This window comes from Baekduia sp. (assembly GCF_035685985.1).
Taxonomy (GTDB): domain Bacteria; phylum Actinomycetota; class Thermoleophilia; order Solirubrobacterales; family Solirubrobacteraceae; genus Baekduia.
Genome location: NZ_DASRZV010000033.1, coordinates 345,133 through 365,972, shown reverse-complemented (window position 1 = coordinate 365,972; position 20,840 = coordinate 345,133). Strand labels below are relative to the sequence as shown.

The 20,840-nt window shown below is 73.7% G+C and carries 17 protein-coding genes and 1 pseudogene; 4 read left to right on the top strand and 14 right to left on the bottom strand.

From position 1 onward, the window contains the following. The 3 genes from VFG42_RS23200 to VFG42_RS23190 all read right to left on the bottom strand — a co-directional run. On the bottom strand, positions 1-2,913 hold a 2,913-nt coding region (locus VFG42_RS23200; protein WP_324911204.1), incomplete at its 3' end, for a hypothetical protein. Continuing rightward, the gene (locus tag VFG42_RS23195) at positions 2,913-5,045 is read right to left on the bottom strand and encodes a hypothetical protein (RefSeq protein WP_324911203.1); all 2,133 of its coding nucleotides are present in this window, start codon (positions 5,043-5,045) and stop codon (positions 2,913-2,915) included. The genes VFG42_RS23195 and VFG42_RS23200, both read right to left, overlap by 1 nt. 378 nt (positions 5,046-5,423) lie before the next feature. Then, positions 5,424-5,990: a hypothetical protein gene (locus VFG42_RS23190; protein ID WP_324911201.1), complete on the bottom strand. Its 567-nt coding sequence runs from the start codon at positions 5,988-5,990 to the stop codon at positions 5,424-5,426. A 143-nt stretch (positions 5,991-6,133) separates the two neighbouring features. Here VFG42_RS23190 and VFG42_RS23185 point away from each other — a divergent pair, with 143 nt between their 5' ends. Then, positions 6,134-6,802, top strand: a complete 669-nt coding sequence (locus VFG42_RS23185; RefSeq protein ID WP_324911199.1) for a GntR family transcriptional regulator — start codon at positions 6,134-6,136, stop codon at positions 6,800-6,802. Next, positions 6,799-8,043: an amidohydrolase family protein gene (locus VFG42_RS23180; protein WP_324911198.1), complete on the top strand. Its 1,245-nt coding sequence runs from the start codon at positions 6,799-6,801 to the stop codon at positions 8,041-8,043. The genes VFG42_RS23185 and VFG42_RS23180 overlap by 4 nt, the downstream gene beginning before the upstream one ends. Before the next feature lie 80 nt (positions 8,044-8,123). Here VFG42_RS23180 and VFG42_RS27465 read toward each other — a convergent pair. The 3 genes and pseudogenes from VFG42_RS27465 to VFG42_RS23165 form a co-directional block, all read right to left on the bottom strand. Then, positions 8,124-8,237, bottom strand: a pseudogene (locus VFG42_RS27465) (hypothetical protein); the annotation flags it as partial. Positions 8,238-8,313: 76 nt separating this feature from the next. Next, the gene (locus tag VFG42_RS23170; RefSeq protein ID WP_324911196.1) at positions 8,314-8,718 is read right to left on the bottom strand and encodes a potassium channel family protein; all 405 of its coding nucleotides are present in this window, start codon (positions 8,716-8,718) and stop codon (positions 8,314-8,316) included. Between the two features lie 111 nt (positions 8,719-8,829). Beyond that, complete coding sequence (locus VFG42_RS23165; protein ID WP_324911195.1) at positions 8,830-9,573, bottom strand: TetR/AcrR family transcriptional regulator; 744 nt, start codon at positions 9,571-9,573, stop codon at positions 8,830-8,832. Between the two features lie 95 nt (positions 9,574-9,668). On the opposite strand from VFG42_RS23165, the gene VFG42_RS23160 reads away from it, so the two are divergent. Next, positions 9,669-10,412 (top strand): creatininase family protein, encoded by a 744-nt coding sequence (locus VFG42_RS23160; RefSeq protein ID WP_324911194.1) that lies wholly within the window; start codon positions 9,669-9,671, stop codon positions 10,410-10,412. 2 nt (positions 10,413-10,414) lie between these two features. On the opposite strand, the gene VFG42_RS23155 is transcribed toward VFG42_RS23160, so the two are convergent. The 5 genes from VFG42_RS23155 to VFG42_RS23135 form a co-directional block, all read right to left on the bottom strand. Continuing rightward, entirely contained in the window at positions 10,415-11,575 is a 1,161-nt protein-coding gene (locus VFG42_RS23155; protein ID WP_324911193.1) for a Glu/Leu/Phe/Val dehydrogenase, read from the bottom strand. Between the two features lie 73 nt (positions 11,576-11,648). Then, positions 11,649-12,689, bottom strand: coding sequence for an arginase family protein (locus tag VFG42_RS23150; protein ID WP_324911192.1), 1,041 nt, complete (start codon positions 12,687-12,689; stop codon positions 11,649-11,651). A 12-nt stretch (positions 12,690-12,701) separates the two neighbouring features. Beyond that, the gene (locus VFG42_RS23145) at positions 12,702-13,883 is read right to left on the bottom strand and encodes a Xaa-Pro peptidase family protein (RefSeq protein WP_324911191.1); all 1,182 of its coding nucleotides are present in this window, start codon (positions 13,881-13,883) and stop codon (positions 12,702-12,704) included. A gap of 33 nt (positions 13,884-13,916) precedes the next feature. Beyond that, a complete protein-coding gene (locus VFG42_RS23140) occupies positions 13,917-15,461 on the bottom strand; it encodes an aldehyde dehydrogenase family protein (RefSeq protein WP_324911190.1) in 1,545 nt (514 codons plus the stop codon). Between the two features lie 92 nt (positions 15,462-15,553). Next, positions 15,554-16,123 (bottom strand): TetR/AcrR family transcriptional regulator, encoded by a 570-nt coding sequence (locus VFG42_RS23135; RefSeq protein ID WP_324911189.1) that lies wholly within the window; start codon positions 16,121-16,123, stop codon positions 15,554-15,556. Between the two features lie 143 nt (positions 16,124-16,266). Between VFG42_RS23135 and VFG42_RS23130 the strand changes: the two genes are divergently transcribed. Then, positions 16,267-17,649 (top strand): CoA-binding protein, encoded by a 1,383-nt coding sequence (locus VFG42_RS23130; RefSeq protein WP_324911188.1) that lies wholly within the window; start codon positions 16,267-16,269, stop codon positions 17,647-17,649. 1 nt (position 17,650) lies between these two features. On the opposite strand, the gene VFG42_RS23125 is transcribed toward VFG42_RS23130, so the two are convergent. Genes VFG42_RS23125 through VFG42_RS23115 form a run of 3 tightly spaced genes read right to left on the bottom strand, consistent with a single transcriptional unit; the run spans position 17,651 to position 20,828 of the window. Further along, a complete protein-coding gene (locus VFG42_RS23125) occupies positions 17,651-18,460 on the bottom strand; it encodes an LLM class flavin-dependent oxidoreductase (RefSeq protein WP_324911187.1) in 810 nt (269 codons plus the stop codon). 10 nt (positions 18,461-18,470) lie between these two features. Further along, entirely contained in the window at positions 18,471-19,631 is a 1,161-nt protein-coding gene (locus VFG42_RS23120; RefSeq protein ID WP_324911186.1) for an FAD-dependent oxidoreductase, read from the bottom strand. 9 nt (positions 19,632-19,640) lie between these two features. After that, positions 19,641-20,828, bottom strand: a complete 1,188-nt coding sequence (locus VFG42_RS23115) for an aspartate aminotransferase family protein (protein WP_324911185.1) — start codon at positions 20,826-20,828, stop codon at positions 19,641-19,643. Between the last annotated feature and the right edge of the window lie 12 nt (positions 20,829-20,840).

The following is a 20,840-nucleotide window of genomic DNA, read 5'->3' as shown; positions in this document are numbered from 1 at the left end:
CGCGGTGAGCCGGGCGGTCAGCGAGGCGCCGTGGGCGCTGGCGATCGTCCGGGACACGGCGGTCACGCCGCTGCCGCTGAGCTTGACCTTGCCGGCGCCGAGGCCCGCGAGGCGCAGCGTGATCGAGCGGCTGCTGGTGGTGGTCTTGGCCACCGACAGCGAGCAGTCGGCCAACGACATCAGGCCCTTGCTCTTGACCACCTTGCCGGTCTGACCGGTGAAGGCCGCGACCGAATCGTCCTGGGCGGCGCAGATGTTCTCGTTGCCGACCAGGATCCCGTGCGCCCCGCCGGCCAGGTCGAGCTGGAAGCTCGTGACCGGAGCGTCGGGGATGTCGTCGAACGTCGTGACGAGGTGACCCGCGTCATCGACGGTCGAGCTGGCCCAGAGGTCCAGCGACACGCCCTCGCCCTCGAGCTTCAGCCAGAGGTTGGGGAACGTCTTGCGGACCTTGCCGGTGGTCGTCGTCCGCGTGGCCTCGACGAAGTACACCGGGCCGGTCAGGGCCTCGTGCAGCGCCGGGGTCCGCACCGTGGCCTGGCCGACGATCGAGCCCTCCGGGCAGGCCTTCGCGGCCGCCTGCTCGGGCTTGCACAGCGCCTGGGCGTTGTCGGGATCCAGCGACATCGACAACGGCAACGTCACCTTCACGTTGCGCAGGCCCGACTCACCGGACTGCTGCGTCAACCCGGCCACCAACGCCGGATGCCCGCCGTCCTTCAACTCCGACCTGCCGCTCAGGCCGAGCGTGAGCTTCGGCGCCAACGGCGTCGAGGCGCACTCGCCCACCTGGTAGCGCGTCAGGACCGGAGCGGCCTGGCCGGCGGCCGAGGCCACCGTCGTGCCCACGCTCGTCGGCGCGCAGCTGGTCGGGTTGATCATGAACCCGGGCCGATCGACGGTCACGTTGATCGTCCGGTACTGCAGCGGGAAGCCCTTCAGGATCTGCGGCAGCGGATCGCTCTTGATCGTCACCTGCGCCTTGTTGGCATCCACGAACAGCGCCGCACGCACCACGACCGTGCCGAGGTCGTACGGACCGGCCTGCGCCGGCACCACGATGCTCAACGAGAACGGCGCACCCTTGTACGGACCGCCCAGGTACACCGCCGTCGGCGCCTTGCCCGCCTGCGGCAGCGTCACCGGGTTGGCACCCGGGCCCACCGAGACCGTCGTGTGACCGATCTGGCTGTCGGCACCGCACGTCCCCGCCGCGGCCTGCGCCTCGGCGCACAGCGGCACGTCGGACAGACGGGCCAGCAGGCCCTGCGGCAGCGCGACGTCCAGCGACTGGATGTTCGGCTGGCCGTCCGGCTTGCTCACCGACAGCGTGAACGGCGACGAGGCGCCCGCGACGCTGCTCGCGTTGCCTGCCGTGACCGACGGCGTGAACGCGCCGCCCTTGTCACAGGCCTGGTCGACCGTGATCGGCGAGGTCCGCGCCGTGGCGTCGTCCGACGACCACGGCGTCAGGGCCACCGACGCCGACGAGGTGCCGCAGGCGACCGGGTTGCTCAGGACCGCACGGGGGCCGCCCGTGAAGTTCAACGAGATCCTGCTCGACGCCAGCGGCGGCAGGTCGTCGAACGTCGTCGTCACCCGGCCGGTCGCCGGATCGGTGTCGACGCGGCCCACCATCTTCAGCCGCACGTTGCCGCCCTCGACCACGAGGAACAGGCGCACGAGCTGATCGGCCGTCGGCGTGCCGAGGTAGATCCGCCCGGTCATGTCGTCGGCCAGCAGCGGCGTCTTGATCGACGCCGTGCCGATCTCCGACGCCCGCGGGCACGTCGCCGGGTCGTTGTCCTCCAGCCCGAGCTGCGCGTCGGCGCAGCCGACCAGGCCGTCGGCGGCCGACGGCGACAGCGTCATGCCCTCGGGCAGCGTGACCACCGCGCGCTTCAGCGGCGGCGTCGCGTTGGCGGACGCGTCGGTGGTCTGCGGGATGTCGATGTCGACCCCGAGCCCCGTCGGCGCGCCGGCCTCCGAGCTGCCGGGACGCACGCTCACCGTGGGCGTGAACTTCTCCTTGTCACAGCCCGTCAGCGCCGGGATGTCGGTGTCGAACGTCCGGAACTCGTCGACGTGCGTCCAGCTGTTCATCGTGAACTTCGCGCTGGTGGCCACGCCGCACTGGGACCCGTTGTTCATGAACGGGCGCAGCCCCACGCCGCTCTTGAAGCCGGCGGCCGGGAACGGGTTGAACGGGTCGGTCGTGCTCTGGCAGCCGCCGAGGTAGCACAGCGCGGTCCGCTCCGTGTCGTGGGCGGGCGACCCGGGCGTGCCCCAGAACATCATGTCGACGCCGAGCAGCGGGATGACCTGCGGCGTCTGCGGGATGTCCAGCGTCAGCCCGTGGTCGTCGGGACGCAGCGAGGCGGTCAGGTGGATCGGGATGATCAGCGCGGAGAACCCGAACTGCGCGATCGTCCCCTGCGCGGGCTCCATGTTGTAGACCGGCGTCTGGACGTCGCCGTAGAACACGAGGCTCAGCGTCACGGTGCCGACCTGCGTGTCCGCCGGGCAGACCGGGAACTCGATCGGCTTGCACGTCGGATAGGCCTGCGGGTTGCCGATCAGGCCCGGCGGCAGCTCGACCTTGATGTCGCGGACGTTCTCGTTCGGCACGTCGGTCGGCATCCCGCCGAAGTCCCCGGGCCCCTGCTCGAAGCGGAAGGCCGTGCGGACGTCCGGGTGCCCGCCGGCCTGCGTGGTCGACAGGTCGACGTGGAAGCTGCCGGGCTCCAGGCCCCAGTCGGCGGCGCGCGCCGAGCCGGCCAGCAGCAGCAGCAGCAGCGCGGCCAGCAGCGCCAGGCAGGCCGCGGCGATCCCGCCGCGCGTCGCCCGGGACATCCAGGTCATCGTCTTCTCCTCCGTCAGCGCGATGGCGCTCTGGTTCGTGTGAGCGGTCATCAGCGCGCCGCCTTCTTGCTCGTCGCCTTCTTGGTGGCCTTGGCGAACTTGAGCTGCACGCTCGCCGACGCGGCCCGGCCGTCGACGGGCGTGAACTGGACCTTCAGGGCCGCGGTGATGCTGCTGTGACGGGCCAGCGACCGCTGCCACGCCTTGGTCAGCGCCACGCGCACCGAGTAGGTCCCGGCCTTCAGCACCGTGCGCTTGGCCGTGCCGACCCGCGCGCCGCTGACGCGGATCACACCGCCGCCCGGCACCTTGGCCCGCACGAGCGCGCTCGTGCCGCGGACGGTGCCCGAGGGCTTGCTGACCTTCGGCTTGCTCGACACCGGCGCGGCCTCCGCCGGCGGCACGAGGTTGCCCGGCCCGGCGAAGCTCACCGTGGCGATGACCGGCGGAGCCGGCGGCGCCGTCAGCGGGCCCTGGCAGGCCGTGGCGCACGGATCGGGCGTCCGCGCCACCGGGAAGCCCCCGCCGATGCGGGAGGCCCAGAGCTTCTGGTAGGGGTCGGTCGAGTCGGGCGACAGCGCGCCGCCCTGGGTGAAGAAGATCGTCGACCCGTCGAGGCTCATGCCGCGCGACACGCCGGGCGTCGGCTCCGTGCCGCTGGAGAGCAGCACGCGCTTGCCGTCCTCCCAGGCATAGGTGTCGGTGATCCCGTTGGTGTCACGGGGATCGAGCGCCCCGGTGGTCTGGAAGACCACGGTCTGGCCGTCATCGCTGATGAACGGCTCCCGGACGCGGTGCCGCCGGAACGAGCCGCCCGAGTCCGAGCCGATCGACACGCCGAAGGCGTAGATCGGCAGCGGCGGCGTGACCGGCGCCTCGACCCCGCCGGGCGGCGCGCACGTGGCGCAGACCACGGTGCCGTCGCGGCTGACCCGTCGGATCTCGACGCTGGTGTTGGTGCCGGCCACGGGATCGAAGCTGTCCCCGTAGGCCAGGTAGCTGCCGTCCGTGGTGAGCATGCTCGCGAAGGCGCTGCCGCCGTCTCCGGGCCGCAGCCTCGGCGCGATCTTGTAGGTCCCGACGAGGTGCAGGGCGCCGTCGTCCCAGAGGAAGATGTTCGGCTTGCCCGGCTGGCCCGCGCCGCCGAGCGGCTGGTCGGCCTCGAACCAGACCGTCGAGCCGTCGGGCGAGACCTGCGTCTGGTCGGCGGTGACGACGCCGTCGGTGATCCGGGTCAGCTGCCCGTGGTCGGAGACGTAGAGGTCGGTGGCGCCGTTGGTGTCGCTCGCCTGCAGCTTGGCGTCCGTCGTGAAGAACACGCGCGAGCCGTCAGGGCTCATCCCGATGTACGTGGCGGTGCCGTCGGCGCCGCCGGAGACCGGCGTCGTGATGTCGGTCGACGTCCCGTCGTGCCACAGCACGAGGTGGCTCGGGACCGGCGTCGCCGGCGAGCCGACCGCGCAGGCCGGGGTCGCGACGACGACCGTGCTGCCGTCGGCCGAGACGCCCATCATCCCGTTGTCGGCCAGGCCGATCGTCGAGAGGTCCTCGCGGCTGAAGTCCGTCGAGGGGTCGTCGGCGCAGTCGGCGCCGGCGTAGCGCGACATGTCGACGTCGATGGGCTCGAAGCCGCCGGCCACCGACCAGCGGAAGAGGCCCGTGTTGCTCTCCAGGCCGGGGACGGTGCCCGTGGGCACCCGCAGGACCAGGCGGCTGCGATCCGCCGATCCGGCGAGGTAGAACGGGCGCTGCGGCCGGTCCAGGCCCGAGTCCCAGGTGATGATCTTCGTCGTATGGCCGTCGTGCTCGGTCAGGAGCCCCTCGGTGTAGCCGGGCGTCGGGTCATACGGCGAGCCGTCCTCCCAGACGACCGTCGACATGTCGGGCGACACGTCCCGGAAGACGACGGTGCCGTTGTTGATCCCGCCGTCGATCCGGGTGACCCTCCAGCCGTCCGCCGTGCGCGTCGAGAGCTTGAAGTCCAGCGGGAACGTCTCGTCGAGGTAGATCGCGTGGTTGCCGTCGAGCGAGCCCCACGCGACGCCGCTCCAGGAGGGGGTCGCCAGCTCGGTGCCCTGCGAGTCGGCCGGCGAGACCGGCTCGATGCCGCGCTCCGCGGCCTGGGCGATCCCGGGCACGGCGAGCGCCCCGGCCGCCGCCAGCGGGACGAGCCCGCGAATCATCGCGTGCCTCATGCGACGCCGCTCCCGTCATGGCGCCCGACGGCACGCCGACGGCGCGCGGCCGCCCGCTGATGCTGCTTCATCGACTTTCCTCCTCCACAGAGACAAGAGCCACCGGCCATCCAACCCCTAACGGCCTTCAGAAACGCGGGCGGCCCCCAGTGCGCCAACCGTAAACACAACGGTTCCTATTCGTCAAGCTCACCCATCGGACGACCGTTGGGAAGCTGAGGAAATCCCTGCAAATGAGCTACGAATCCACCGGCGGGAGCACCCTTCCCCGCCGGCCTGGAGTGCGTCGAAGACGCTCATCAACGGAGCCGCGGACGCAAAAATCCCCGCGTTCGGCGACCCCGGCGACGGCATCCGCCGCCGGGCTCAGCGGGTCTTGGTCGTCCGCGCGAGGCGGTGGCCGCGGCGGTCGTAGGCGCTGATCGACGCCACGGCGCTCGTCGAGGTCGCCATCAGGTCGCCGCCGAAGTAGCGGACGTCCATCTTCAGCACGTGGCGCCAGCGCTTGGGGCCGGACCGGACGGGCAGCTTGAGGTGCTTGCCGTCCTTGAAGACGACGCGGATCTCGTGCGCCTTGGCCGTGACGATGCCGCCGATGACGGCGCTGGTCGGCGTGTCGCCCGCGCGCGCGGTCGAGACCAGCGGGAAGAGCCCGTGGTCGACGCGCAGGCTGCCCGCCGCGCAGCCCGACGCGGTCCCGCCGGCGGCGCCGGCGGCGGCCGGCTGGACGTCCAGGTCGAGGCAGACGCCCGCGACCGGCCCGATCTTCTCGTGGCGGATCGACAGCTTCCACGTGCCCCCGGCGGCCACCGAGCCGTGGAGCAGCTGGGTGTCCTGGGCCGAGGCGCTGCCGGCCACGGCGAGCGGCGCGGCCAGCGCGGCGCCGACGAGGAGGGTGCGAAGCGTGGGGAGGGTGGGGAGGGTGGGGAGCACGGCCCGAACATAGCCAGGATCGGCGGAGCTGAATCCTGGGCCCGCGGCGCGTTCGCGACGCCACGCCCCGGCGCGCGCTCCCGTCATCGGCATGCAGTTGGTGGATGCAGGTTCTGCATGCAGTCCGATGCTACGGTGGTCCCGTGAGCGAGACCGGCGACGTCTACGCGGCGATGCGGCGCGACATCGCGCTCCTGCGCCTCCTCCCCGGCGCGCGGCTGGCGGAGCATCCGCTGTCGGAGCGCTACGGCGTCAGCCGCACGCCGATCCGCGAGGCGCTGCGGCGCCTGGAGGCCGAGGGGCTGATCGAGACGCAGGGCCTGCGCCGCCGGGTGCGCCCGCTCGACGTCGCGGAGATCGAGGACGTCTACCGGACGCGCACGGCCCTGGAGCGGCTCGCGGTCGCCCAGGCGTGCGAGCGCGCCGACGAGGAGGCGATCGAGCGGCTCGCCGCCGACGCCGAGCCGCCGCCCGACGCCGGCGAGGACGCGTTCGCCGCCGACGTCCGCTTCCACACCGGGCTCGCGGCGCTGTCGGGCAACGCGTTCCTGATGTCCTCGCTGGACCGCGTCAACGACCGCATCGCGATCGTGCGGATGGTCGACTTCGGCCACGCCGAGCGGATCGCCGTCACGCGCCGCGAGCACGAAGCGATCCTCACCGCCGTGCGCCGGCGCCGCGCCGACCGCGCCCAGCAGCTCGTCGCGGCGCACATCGAGGGCGCGATGCGCAACGTCCGCGCGCTGCTGGCCGAGGCGCTCACGCGCATCTACCTCGACGCGCCGGCCGAGCCGGTGGCCGGCGCACGATGAGCGCGCTGATCCTGACCGGCGCCGTGACGGCCGACGGCGCGCGCCGGGACCTGGAGGTGCGCGACGGGCGCATCGCGCGCGTGGCCGCGCCCGGCGCGCTGGGCGCCGAGGCCGGCGCCGGCGCCGGCGCGACGCTGCTGGACCTCGGCGGCGCGGTGGTCCTCCCCGCGTTCGTCGACGGCCACATCCACCTCGACAAGTCGTTCGTCGGGACGTCGTGGCGCCCGCACGAGCCGCAGGAGACGCTGGCCGGGCGGATCGCGGCCGAGGCCCGCGCGCTGCGGGAGGTCGAGCGGGAGCTGCCGCTGGCCGAGCGCGCGCTGCGCCTCGTCGATCGCGTGGTCGCGCACGGCACCGGCGCGCTGCGCTCGCACGTCGACGTCCACCCCGACGTGGGCGTGAGCGCCGTCGAGGCCGTCGTCGACGTCGCGCGCCGCTGCGCGGACCGCGTCGACGTCCAGGTCGTGGCCTTCCCCCAGCGCGGCGTGATCGCGAGCCCGGGCACCGCCGAGCTGCTCGACGCGGCGCTGCGGGCGGGCGCGGACGTCGTCGGCGGCCTGGACCCCGCGGGCTTCGACGGCGACGTCGAGGGCCAGCTGACGACGGTCTTCGACCTGGCCGAGCGCCACGGCGCGATGGTCGACATCCACCTCCACGACGACGGCGCGCTCGGCACCTTCCAGCTGCGCCGCATCGCCCGGCACGCCGCCGACCGCGGGCTGGCGGGCCGCGTCGCGGTCAGCCACGCCTACGCGCTCGGCGCGGTCGACGCGGACGAGCTGGCGCGCACGGCCGAGCAGCTCGCCGCCGCCGACGTGGCGATCATGACCAACGCGCCGGGGACGGGCACGATGCCGCCGGTCCTCACCCTGCGGGCCGCCGGGGTCACGGTCTTCGCCGGCAACGACAACGTCCGCGACGCCTGGTGGCCGTACGGGTCCGGCGACATGCTGGAGCGCGCGATGCTGATCGGCTACCGGCAGGGCCTCTACACCGACGAGGAGCTCGGGGTCGCGCTGGCCATGGCCACCACCGAGGCCGCCGGCGTCCTGGGGCTGGAGGGCTACGGGCTCCACGAAGGGGCCCGCGCGAACCTCGTCGCGGTCGACGCGCGCACGCCCGCCGAGGCCGTCGCCTGCCCCGGCGCGCGCCTGCTGGTGCTCCACGACGGCCGCGTCGTCGGCGGCACGCGGGCCGCCGACGGCGCGGGCCTCACCCGGTCCGCGCCCGCAGCGCGTTGAGGATCACCGCGACGTCGATGCGCGTCGTTGACGCCGTCGCCGACCATCATCACCGGCCGGTCGGCGGTCCCGCGCACCACGTCCAGCTTGCCCTCGGGCGTGCGGTCGGCGTGGACGGCGTCCAGCCCGAGCGCGGCGCCGATCGGCTCGGCGATCGCCGCGCGGTCGCCGGTGACCATGGCGACGTGGGCCACGCCGGCGTCGCGCAGCGCCGCCACCAGCGCCCCCGCGTCCTCGCGCACGTGATCGCGAGCGCATGCCTTCCGGCCGTCACCGCCGCTCGTCCCCGTCGGGCAGCGCCCGCTCGATCGCGTCCAGGCGCCGTCCGAGCGCGTCCAGCCGATTCATCACCTGTCGTTCGAACTCGTGCTCGTGGTCCCACTCCGGGCTCTCCTCCTCGCGGACGAGCAGCGAGGCGATCGCGGCCGTGGTCAGCGTCATCAGCGCGAAGCCGGAGACCATCAGCACGGCCGAGAGCAGCCGCCCGCCGGTCGTCTGCGGAGACCCGCCGACGAAGCCCACGGTCGTCATCAGCGACAGCGCCCACCAGACCCCGCCCCAGTACGTCGACACCGTCCGGCTCTCCAGGGCCACGAAGCCCCCGCCGGCCGTCAGCACGATGACCGACGCGAGCACGAGCAGGAACGCGACGCGATGTCGCCGATGGCTCACCATGGCGCCCCGTCCTGCGCGGTCCCGGTCATACCGTGACCTTGCCCCCGCGCCCCGCGCGCGACAACCCACGCCGTCGATGTGGGCGCCTACGGAGGAGCGACGCGCCCGTCGTCAGTCACGCACCGGCAGCATCCGGTCGACGAGGTCCCAGTTGTAGGACGCCGTCTGCTCGGCGCTCAGCGAGGCCGGCGGCCGGACGTTGCCGCCGAAGCGATCGCAGATCGCCGCGACCGCGCCGCTGGCCACCAGCAGGCGCTTCTCGGACCGCCAGCCGGTGCGCGCGCGGATCAGCGCTTCGAGGATGCTCGCGTAGTGCGACCGCATCGCGCTGATCCGGTCGGCGTCCTCCGCGGCGAGGTTGTCGATCCGCTGCTCGTCGAGGAGGATCAGCTCGTTGGTCCGCGCGAGCTCGGGATGCTCGACCTGGAACAGCGTGTGCCGGCGCACGATGCCTTCCAGCCAGTCGCCGGAGGGCTCGTCGTCGAGCGGCCCGAGCACGGCGTGGAAGAAGCGCCCGAACGCATAGAGCACCGCCTCGGCGAGGATCCGCTCCTTCGAGCTGAAGTGGTTGTAGAGCGACGGGGCCTTGATGTCGGCGACCGCGGCGAGGTCGCGCATCGTGCAGGCCTCGAACCCCTTGCGGCCGAAGAGGTCGATCGCGGCGATCACCACCTGCCGGCGCGTATCGGTGCGCAGGCCGTTGACCGGCTCCAGGTCGTCCCCGAAGCCCTCGAGGATCCGCGCCCGCGCGGTCAGGATCTGCGAGCGCGCGCGTGCGGGCAGCTCGCGCCCCGGAGACTCCGACGAGCCGACATCCCGAGGCTCACCGGATGGTCCGCTCAGCGTCGACGTCATGGCGTGCATCTTGCCACGTCGCGCCGACGCGGCGCCCGACGAGCCCCGATTCGCCGTCGTCCCTAGGAACGAACGATTGTTAGTCTACGCGGCGCATGTCCACGCACTCCGCAGACCTGTCCTGGTTCGCGCTGCGCGACCGCCTGGCCGCCGGCAGCCCGCTGATCCTCTCCGTCGGCTCCTTCGAACAGCACGGACCGCACCTGCCGATGGCCACCGACTCGATCATCGTGGAGGCCCTCGCCACGGGCGTCGCCGAGGCGGTCGGCGGCATCACGCTCCCCGTCCTGCCCTTCGGCGCGCCGTCGCGCCCGCGGTCCGGCGGCGGCCCCGCGTTCCCGGGCCCCGCGCTGCGGCTGCCCACGCTGCTGGCCGCCGTCGAGCAGATCGCCACCGACGCGCTCGCCGTCGGCGCCACGCGCCTGGTCGCGCTCTCCTGGCACTGGGAGAACGCCGCCATCCTCTGGGACGCGCTGCACGGCCCGCTCGCCGGGAGCACGACGGCGCGCGCGTTCCTGTTCGACGCGCCCTGGGACTACCTCACGCCCGAGCTGGTCGAGGAGCTGTTCCCCGGCGAGGAGCCCGACTGGCCCTCCGACCACGCCGGGCACCTGGAGACGGCGATCATGCGCCACCTCGCGCCCGACCTCGTCGGCGAGCCGCCGGCACCGGTCCCGTTCGCGCCGCGCCGCGGCTACGACGTCCTGCCCACGCCGGCCGACGCCGTGCCCGGCACCGGCGTCGTGCTCGACGCGCGGGCGATGACCGCCGCCACCGGCGAGCGCTGCGTCGCGGCGATGGTCGACGGCATCGCCGCGGCGATCCGGGCGGAGGGCTGACCCTAGGGGTACAGCCCGCGCGCCCGGTGCGCGTCGACCACGCGCTGCACGGCGAGGCACAGCGCGCCGGTCCGCAGGTCGACGCCGTAGGCCGCCGCGCACGCGACGACCGCCTCCAGCGCGGCGACCAGCCGCGCCTCCAGCCGCTCGGCCACCTCGGTGGCCGGCCAGGACATGGCCTGCAGCCCCTGGACCCACTCGAAGTAGCTGACGATCACGCCGCCGGCGTTGGCCAGGATGTCGGGCACGACCATCACGCCGCGCTCGGCGAGGATCGCGTCCGCCGCCGCCGTCGTCGGGCCGTTGGCGCCCTCGACGACGACGCGGGCGCGGACGTCGTCCGCGTTGCCCTCGTCGAGGACGCCCGCCACCGCGCACGGCACGAGGACGTCGCAGTCGGCGACCAGCACCGCCTCGCGGTCGGTGGGCGCGCCGACCGGCGCGTCGGCCAGGGCACCGCCCGCGTCGAGCCACTCGCCGAGCGTGGCGATCGCCAGCCCGTCCGGGTCCACGCGGCCGCCGCCGGCGTCGGCGACCGCCACGACGCGCATGTCCGGATCGCCGGCCAGCAGCTCGGCGACCGTCCGGCCGACGTTCCCGTAGCCGCTGATCGCGACCCGCACCGGCGGCGCCTGCCCCGCGAGCGTCGCGGCGCGCCGCAGGCACGTGACGATCCCCGCGCCGGTCGCCGCACGCCGAGGCGCGGTGCCGCCGACGATCGTCGGCTTGCCGGTCACCGACGCGCCGACCGGATGACCCATCGCCGTCGAGTAGGTGTCCATGATCCAGGCCATCTCGCGCTCGCCGGTGTTCATGTCCGGCGCGAGGATGTCCTTGTCGGGCCCGATCAGCGGCGCGATCTCGCTGGCGTAGCGGCGCGTCAACCGCTCCAGCTCGGCCGCGCTCAACTCGGCGGGATCGCAGCGGATCGCGCCCTTCGCCCCGCCGTAGGGCAGGTCGACGAGCGCGCACTTCCACGTCATCAGCATGGCGAGCGCGCGCACGTCGTCGACGGTCGCGCTCGGGTGGTAGCGCAGGCCGCCCTTGCCGGGGCCGCGGGTCGTGCTGTGCTGGACCCGCACCCCGGCGTAGGTGCTCACCGACCCGTCGTCACGACGGATCGGCACCGCGACCTCGAGCGTCCGGCGCGGGCGGCGCAGCATCTCGTGGGTCCCCTCGTCGAGACCCAGGATGGAGGCCGCCCGCGCCAGCTGCAGCTGGGCTTCGTCCCAGGCGCTAGCGGAAGACCGCGTCGATGTCGGCACGCTGGAACGTGGGCTCCGAGTCGAGGACGCGATCGCTGATCACCTGCAGGATCGCCAGCGCGGCGTAGCGCGCGGTACGCCCGCCGCCGACGTCGTACTGCGGGATCATCTCGGCGACGTCGAACGCGCCGACGAGCTCGAACTCCGGGATCACGCCGATCGCCTGGAGCACGTCGCCCGAGCTGAGGCCGTCGACCGAGATCGAGTGGGTGCCCGAGGCGAACGCTCCGTCGGTGCAGTCGATGTCGAACGTGACGTACACCGCGTCGGCGCCCTCGGAGGCGATCTCCAGCGCCTCGCGCATCGTCTCCACGACGCCGCGGCGCCGGATCGAGTCCACCGTGTAGGCGGCGAAGCCGCGGTCGCGGCAGAGCTCGAGCTGGTCGGGCTCCATGACCCGCGACCCGCTGATCCCCCACCACACCATCTTGCCCACGGCCTCGTGCTCCGAGATCCGCCGGGCGAACGTGCCGTGGTTGTAGCGGCCCATGTCCTTGAACTCGTCCCAGAGGTCGAAGTGGCCGTCCAGGTTGAGGAAGCCGACCTTCGCGCCCGGCTTGCGCGCCTGCACGCCGCGGACGAACCCGAGGAACGAGGGGTACGGGATGTAGTGGTCGCCGCCCAGGACGACGGGCATCGCGCCGTTGGCGGCGATCTCGGCCACCGGGTCGGCGATCGCCTCGGTCTGGGCGTGGACGTCGTCCTGGTGGAGGCGCACGTCGCCGGCGTCGAACAGGCGCGGCTCGTCCGGGACCTTCCAGACGTTGCCGGTCGCCACGTCGACGTAGCCGGACTGCCGGGTCTGCAGCCCGTAGTAGCCCGCGAGGTACAGCGACGCCTCGCGGATGGCCCGCGGGGCGTAGCGCTGGCCGTTGCGGCCCAGCGTCCGGGAGTCGATCGGCGCGCCGAGGACGACGGCCGATCCCTCCGGCGCGTCCTCCGGCCGGATGGCCGGGGAACGGTAGAACGTGGTGGGTCCGGCCCACCAGTGCACGGTGTCGCGCTGAGGCATGTTCGCGATCTCCTAGCGGACGAAGAGCTCGACCGGGACGTTGTTGAGGATCTCGGGACCGTGCTCGGTGATCAGCACGTTGTTGCCGAGGCCGATCGTGACGCCGTCGGCGTAGGACAGGCCCGGCTCCATCGTGATGACCTGGCCGGCCTCGATGACGTGGTCGTCGCCCTTCATCAGGCTCAGGCCGCCGATCCAGATCGGCGGATAGGAGATCTCCATCGAGAAGCCGAAGCGACCCCACGTGTTCTTCTCGTAGCCCGAGTGCAGCTGGGCGACGAGCTCGACGAGCTCGCCGACGGTCGCGCCCGGCACCATCGCCGCGGTCGCCTCGTCGAGCGCGCGCTTGGCGACGTCGTAGATCTCCTTGGTCTTGGCCGGCGGCTCGCCGATGATCGCCGTGCGCGAGATGTTGCAGTGGTAGCGGCGCTTGACGCCCGACACCTCCATGTAGATGGTGTCGCCCGGGCGCAGGATCTTGCCGGTCGGCGTGCCGTGCAGCGTGCCGCGGGCGTCGACCAGGAACGGGTAGGCGGGGAACTCGCCGCCGTTGAGCGCCGTCGCATGCTGGATCGCGGCCATGACCTCGAAGTCGGTCACGCCCTCGCGGATCGCGTTGATGCCGGCGGTCACGCCGAGGTCGGCGATGTGCGCGGCGTGACGCAGATGCTCGATCTCGGCCGGGCTCTTGACGAGGCGCAGGTCGTCGACGACCTGGGTGACGTCGACCGCCTCGGCGTCGCTCAGCGCCGCGCGGATGTCGAACGCGAACTGCGGGCGCAGGTGGTAGGACATCAGGTTGAGGCCGACGCGCTTGGGCTTGTCGAGCCCGCGGTCGCGCAGCGCGTCCATGGTGTTCTCGGTCTGGTCCTCATGGGTCCAGACGACGCGCACGTCCTCGACCCAGCAGGTCTCGTCGCACAGCGCCAGCTCCGCCTTGTTGCACAGCAGCGTCAGCGGCTCGCCGTCGTCGGCCGGGACGATCAGCGTCTGGTGGTAGAAGACCGACGTCGGGTCATAGCCGGACAGCCAGTTGTAGTGCTCGGGCTGGTTGAGCAGCAGGAGGTCGACGTCGTTGGCGTGCATCCACTCGCGCGTCTTGCGGACGCGGTCCTGGTACTCCTCCAGGGAGACCGCCATCCGGGGCGCGATGCGCGCCCCCTTGGGCGCCTGGGTCAGGGCTTCGATGCTCATGGGGTCCTTCTCGGTCGTGGGGGTGGTTCGGGTTCAGGCGACGATCGTGCGGCTCTGCTCGCGCAGGAACTGCGGGACGTAGTACGGGCCGAGCCCGCCCTTGCCGGTCGTGCCGCTGGACTTCCAGCCGCAGAACGACTGGGTCCCGGGCCAGGCGCCGGTGGTGGCGCCCGCGCCGCGGTTGACGTAGACGATCCCGGCCTCGATGCGGTCCAGGTACTCGTCGATCTCGGCCTGGTCGGTGCTGAAGAGCCCGGCGGTCAGGCCGTAGTCGGTGGCGTTGGCCTCGGCCAGCGCGTCCTCGAACGAGGCGACCCGCGTCACCGTCACGAACGGCAGGAAGAGCTCTTCGCGGGTCAGCGGGTGGCCGTACGGGAGGTCGGCGACGACGGTCGGCTCGACGTAGTGGCCGTTGAGGTCCGGCCGCCCGCCGCCGGCGACGATCCGGCCGTCGCGCTCGGCCGCGGCGACCGCGCCCTCGTAGCGCGCGACCGCCCGCTCGTTGATGACGGGCCCGACGAACGAGCCGCCGTCGAGCGGGTCGCCGACCCGGCCGAGCCGGCGCGTCGCCTCGGCGAGCGCCGCGACGAACGCGTCGTGGACGGCGTCGACGACGATCGCCCGCGAGCAGGCCGAGCACTTCTGGCCCGAGAGCCCGTAGGCCGCGCGGGCGACGCCCTCGGCCGCCTTGGCGACGTCGGCCGACGCCGTGACGATCGCCGGGTTCTTGCCGCCGAGCTCGGTGAGCGCGGGCCGCGCGTACGGGCCGGCGTGCATCTTGGCGACGATCTCGCGGCCGACCTTGGCCGACCCGGTGAACGCGGCGCCGTCGACGTCGGCGTCGACCAGCAGGCGCCCCGCGTCGGCCCCGCCGTGCACGAGGTTGAAGGCCCCGGCGGGCAGCTCGCCGGCGCCCAGCACGTCGGCCAGCAGCGCGCCGGTCCACGGCGCGTCCTCGGACGGCTTCAACACCACCGTGTTGCCCGCGACCAGCGCGGCGACGCTCATCCCCAGCGTCAGCGCGAACGGGAAGTTGAACGGGCCGACGACCGCGAACACGCCGAACGGCCGCAGCGTCTCGGTGTTCCTCTCGCCCTCGACGTAGGACGCCAGCGGCTCGGTGTAGCCCTCGTTGTCGGCGACGTGTCCGGTGTAGGTCCGGATGAGCTCGATGCCCTCCTGGACCTCGAGGATCGCCTCGGTCCGCGTCTTGCCGGTCTCGAGGCTGACGACCGCCGCGATCTCGACGTGGCGCTCCTCGATGGCGTCGGCGACGCGGCGCAAGCGCCGCACGCGGTCCTCCCAGCCGGCGCGGCGCCACGGCGTCGCGGCGTCGCGCGCCGCGGCGACGGCCCGCGCGACGACCGCGACGGTCGCCTCGTGCGCACGGCTGGCGATCACGTCGAGGTTGGCGGGATCGCGGCGCTCGAAGATCTCGCCCTCGGCGATCGGCTCGCCCGCGATCAGGTGCGCCAGCAGCGGCGCCTCCCGCTCGCGACCCGCGGCGAGGCGCGCCTCGAACTCCCCGTCGAGCTGGGCGTCGATCGCGCCGCTCGTGTATGTCAACCGCACGGCCATGTGATGCCGGCCCCTCCTGCGTCGGTGTACGAACTAACGCTCGTTAGTCTTCCACAGCGCGCGCTGGATCGTCAAGCCGACGACCGAGCGCGTCAGGAGCCGGCGCGCAGGCCGCCGACGACGAAGTCGGCGTAGATCTCGCCGATGCGCTCGGGCGAGAGCGCGCCGCCCGGCTTGAACCAGACGTCGACGCCGGTGCACATCGTCGCGATGCCGAAGCCGACGACCCGCCGGTCGCCCATCGCCCAGGCGCCGGCGGCCTCGCCCTCCTCCAGGAGGGAGAGGAGCACGGCCTCGTAGGCGTCGCGGACCTCGAGCACCGTGCGCCGGTTGGGCTCGGTCAGCGCGTGCAGCTGGTCGTCGGCCACGCGCGCGGCGTGACGGTGCTTGGCGTGGAACTCGACGTGCCAGCGGACCAGCGCGCGCAGCCGCTGCTCCGGACCCGCGCCGGCGGGCATGCGGCCGGTGAGGCCGTCGGCCAGCGCCTGGGCGGTGTCGAAGCAGATCCGGAAGAGGATGTCCTGCTTGCCCGGGAAGTGGTTGTAGAGGCTGCCCGCCTTGACGCCGACGCCGCCGGCGATGTCGCGCATGCTCGTCGCGTGGTAGCCGCGCTCGTAGAAGAGACGGGTCGCGACTTCGCGGATGCGCTCTTCGGTGGACATGGGTTCAGCGGTCGCGGTCATGGTAGCAATGCGAACTAACAGTTGTTAGGATAGCGGCCCGCCACCGGTCAGCGCGACCGGACGTCAGAGGCGGCAGCGACAGGGGCAGCGACATGACGATGCGAGACGACCAGCGAATCGGGGTGGCAGGGCTGTTCGCGGCGCGCTCGATCGCGGTCTTCGGGGCCTCCGACCGCAGCCTGCTGCACCGCACGACGCTCGAGAACCTGCTGGCGTCCGACCGCGGTCCCGTGCTCGGCGTCAACCCGCGGCGCGCCGAGGTCCTCGGCGTCCCCTGCGTCCCGCGCGCCGCGGACCTCCCGATCGTCCCGGACGCCGCCCTGATGCTCGTGCCGGACGCCGCGCTCGAGGGCGCCGTGGACGACGCGTTGGCCCACGGCATCCGCACGTTGGTGGTCTGCGGGCTGGACGACGGGCCACGGCAGCTGCCGGTGGTCGATCGGATCGCCCGAGCGGTGCGGAGCGCCGGGGCGCTCATGGTCGGCCCCAACTGCGTCGGCGTCGCCGCGCCGGGCGGGCTGTCGCCGTGGATCGGCTCGATCCCCGCCACGGTGACCCCCGGACCCATCGCCGTCCTCTCGCAGTCGGGCGCCGTCGGCGAGGCGATCGTCGGGCTCGGCCCGCGGCTCGGGCTGCGGATGGTCGCGACGCTCGGCTACGAGGCCACCGTCGACGTCGCCGACTTCTGCGCGTTCCTGGCCGACGACGACGCCACGCGCGCCGTCGGCCTGTTCCTGGAGACCGTGCGCCGGCCGGACGCGCTGGCCGCGGCCGCGTCCCGCCTCGCTCGCGCGCGCAAGCCGGTCGTCGCGCTCAAGGTCGGCCGGTCCGCGGCCGCCGCCGCGTCCGCGCGCGCCCACACCGGGGCCGATGCCGGGACGCCCGAGGCCTTCGCGGCGCTCGCGCGCGCGTCCGGGATGGTGCTCGTCGAGGACTACGCCGAGCTCGTCGAGGCGCTCGCGCTGCTGGACCGCGTCGGTCCCCTGCGCGGCAAGCGCGTCGGCGCGGTGACGTACTCCGGCGGCGAGGCCGCGCTGCTGGCCGACGTCGCCGAGCGCGTCGGCGTGCCCTTCGCGCCGGTCGACCCGGGTCTGGCCGCGCGCCTGCGCGACGCGGGGCCCGCCGGCCTGAGCGGGGCCAACCCGCTGGACGCGTGGTGCAGCGAGGACATCCTCCCGACCTTCCGCCGCGCCCTGGACGCGATGGCCGCCAGCGGCGACTTCGACCTGCTGGTCGGCCAGGCCGACCTCACGCCGCACATCGGCGAGATGGAGCGTCGCAACGCCACGCTGATGGCGCAGGCGCTCGCCGAGGCCGGCGCCGCGCACGGGATCCCCGGCGCGCTGCTCTCGATGCAGGCGTCCGAGCCGCCGCCCGAGGTCGACGCGATCGCCCGTCGCGACGGCCTGGCGCTGCTGCGCGAGCCGCGCGCCGCCCTGCGGGCGATCGGCGCGCTCGCCGACTGGCGACCCGCGGAGGTCCCGTCGGCCGTGCCCGTCGCCTGAGCTACCGCGGCGGCCCGGCCTCGACCCGGCGCCGGTGGTCGGCGAGCGTCGTCAAGACGGGGCCGAAGTCGTCCTGCAGGACCTCCAGCCACCACGTCGCGCCCGCCGCGGCGTAGCGCTGGGCCAGCGCGCGCGCCGCCGCACGGTCCGGCGGCGAGATCCCCGCGTGGACGACGTCGCGCGCACCGGTCGTCACGGCGACGCGACGGACCTGCTCGGGCGTCAGCTCGTGCCCCGCGCCCCAGCCCTCGCCGATCAAGAACGCTCCGTCGTGGCGCCCCGCGCGCGCCAGGGCGCCGGGCTTGTCGTGCGTGCCGCCGACCCAGATCGGCACCCGCACCGGCGGGTCGATGAGCCGGGCGCCGCGCAGGCGCCACGTCCCCGCGTGGTCGACCGCCTCCCCGGCGAGCAGCCGGCAGACGAGGTCGATCCCCTCGTCCAGGCGCCGCCCGACCTCGCGCGGGGTCGGGCGGTCGCCGAACGCCCGGAACTCCTCGGGCACGCCGCGGCCGACCCCGAGCACGGTCCGGCCGGGGGCCAGGCGCTCCAGCGTGGCCACCTGGTGCGCGAGCTCCCACGGCCGGCGCCGGGCCACGGGGACGATCAGCGGCCCCAACACGATGTCCTCGGTCGCCGCCGCGACCGCGCCGAGCGTCGTCCACGGATCGGCGGTCGGCTCGCCCTCGACCACGACGTGGTCGTAGAGGAAGAACCCGTCCCATCCGGCCCGCTCGGCCCGCCTCGCCAACCCCACCAACGCGGCGGGGTCGGCGAGCGAGCCGTAGCTCGCGCAGTACACGGCGTGCCGCATGGCGCCGATCCTACGCCGCGGCGAGGGCCTCCCGACGGGGCGCCAGGCGGGCGCCGTCGCCGATCGCGCGCGGCTCGCCGTGCAGGATCCAGTCGGCCGCCAGCTCGCCGAGCACGGGCGACAGCTGGATTCCCGAGCCGCCCGCGCCGCCCGCCACGATCACGCTGTCGTCGCCGGGCGCCGGGCCGACCTGCGGCACGCCGTCGGGGCTGATCGGGTACAGGCCCGCCCAGCCGTGGGCGAGGCTCGACTCCCGCAGGCCGGGCAGGCGCGACGTGATCTTCTCGGCCACCTCCTCCAGGAAGTCCGGGCTCGCCGAGCGCGCGTAGTCGTTCGGGTCGGCCGGCTCCTCGTTGGCCTCTTCGGTGTGCAGGCCGGCGATCAGCTGGCCGGGTCGCTCGTGGCGGAAGTAGAGGCCGGTCTCGCCCGAGTGCGGCGTGTAGTCCATGACCGACGGCACCACGTAGGGCAGCGGCGCCGCGAGGTGCACGACGACCGCCTCGTGGCGCTGGGGCATCAGCGGCATCTCGGTGCCCAGCAGCCCCGCGACGCGGGCGCCCCAGGCGCCGGCCGCGTTGACGACGACGTCGCACGCGAACTCGCCGCGCGCGGTGATGACGCGATGCCCGCCGCCCGGCTCGTCGGCGACCTCGCGCACGGCGTGACGCCCGAGCACCTTGACGCCGAGCGCCTCGCCCAGCTCCACCAGCAGGCCGCAGTAGAGATGGCCGTCGATGAAGCCGTCGCTCGGCCCGTAGAGGCCGCCGTCGACGTCGTCGACGCGCATCTCCGGGATCATCCGGCCGATCGCCGCGCGGTCGAGGACCGTCGCGTCCGGGACGCCGAGCTCGTGCTGGATGCGGACGGACTCCGCGAAGCCGGCCAGCTCCTGCTCGCGATGCGCGAGCCGCAGGTAGCCGTTGCGCGTGACGTGCAGCCCGTGCTCGCGCTCCAGCTCGTTGAAGAAGCTCATCGTGCGGACGCGCAGCTCGATGTCGAGCGGCGTGACGTACTGCGTCTCGATGATCCCGACCGACAGGCCGGACGAGCCCGCGGCCGGATGCTCGGCCTCGAGGACGGTGACGTCGGTGACGCCGCGGCGGGCGAGGTGCAGCGCCGTGGCGAGGCCGACGGCGCCGCCGCCGATGATGCAGACGGAGGGGTTGGACATGATGATGAACTACTCCTGGTCGAGGGATTCGAAGGCGTCGGCGACGGCGGCGGTCGTGTCCTCGTCCATCGGGGTCGAGAGGCACAGCAGGCCGTTGACGGAGATGAGCACGCCCTTGGCCCACAGCCGCCACCACAGCGCGGTCGCGTCGGGGACGTGCACGCGCAGCAGCGAGCCCTGGCCGGTCACCGTCCAGCCCTGGGCGGCGAGGCGCTCGCGCAGCGCGTCGCCGAGCGCGTTGAGCCGGTCGATCGCGGTGGCGTCCAACAGCCGCATCGCGGTCGTGCCGGCGGCGAGCGTGACGGGGTTGGCCGAGAACGTGCCGCCGTGCCCGACGGCGTCGTCGCGCCGCGGGTCGAACGCGTCCATGATCTCGGCGCGGCCGCCGATGGCGCCGACGGGCAGGCCGCCGCCGATGATCTTGCCGAGCGTCGTGATGTCGGGCTCGACGCCGTACTGGCCCTGCAGGCCACCGAGGCCGGCGCGGAACGTCAGCACCTCGTCCCACAGCAGCAGGATCCCGCGCCGGGCGGTCTCGGTGCGCAGGAGGGTGACGAACGCCGGGTCGGCCGGGCGCAGCCCGGCCCGGTTGGGCATCGCGTCGAAGACGACGCACGCCAGGCGGTCGCCGTGCGCGTCGAGCGCCGCCACGAGCGCGGCCTCGTCGCCGACCGGAACGGTGACGACGTCGTCCTTCACGCCCTGGGGCACGCCCCGCGCGCCGTGCTGGACGACCGCGTCAGCGCTGCCGTGGTAGCACCCCTCGAAGCGCAGGATCGCGTCGCGGCCGGTGACCGCGCGGGCCAGCCGGATCGCGACCATCACGGCCTCGGTGCCGGAGTTGGCGAAGCGCCAGCGATCGGCGATCGCGACGCGTTGCGAGAGCAACTCGGCGAGCTCGATCTCGTGCTCGGTCGGCAGGCCGAACGACGCGCCCGCGTGCAGCGCCCGTGCCGCCGCCTCGGTCACCTCCGGGTGCGCGTGGCCGTGGATCAGCGACGTGTAGTTGTTCTGCAGGTCGATCACCTCACGCCCGTCGGCGTCGCGCAGCACGTGGCCGCGGCCGCTCGTCGCGTAGGGCGGGTGGGGCGCGACGAACAGCGTCGTGCGGGAGTTGCCGCCGGGAAGGTGGCCGAGCGCGCGGTCGTAGAGCGCGTCGGCGACCGGCAGCGCGGGGATGGTGCTCGTGCTTGCCATGGGCGGAGTGTA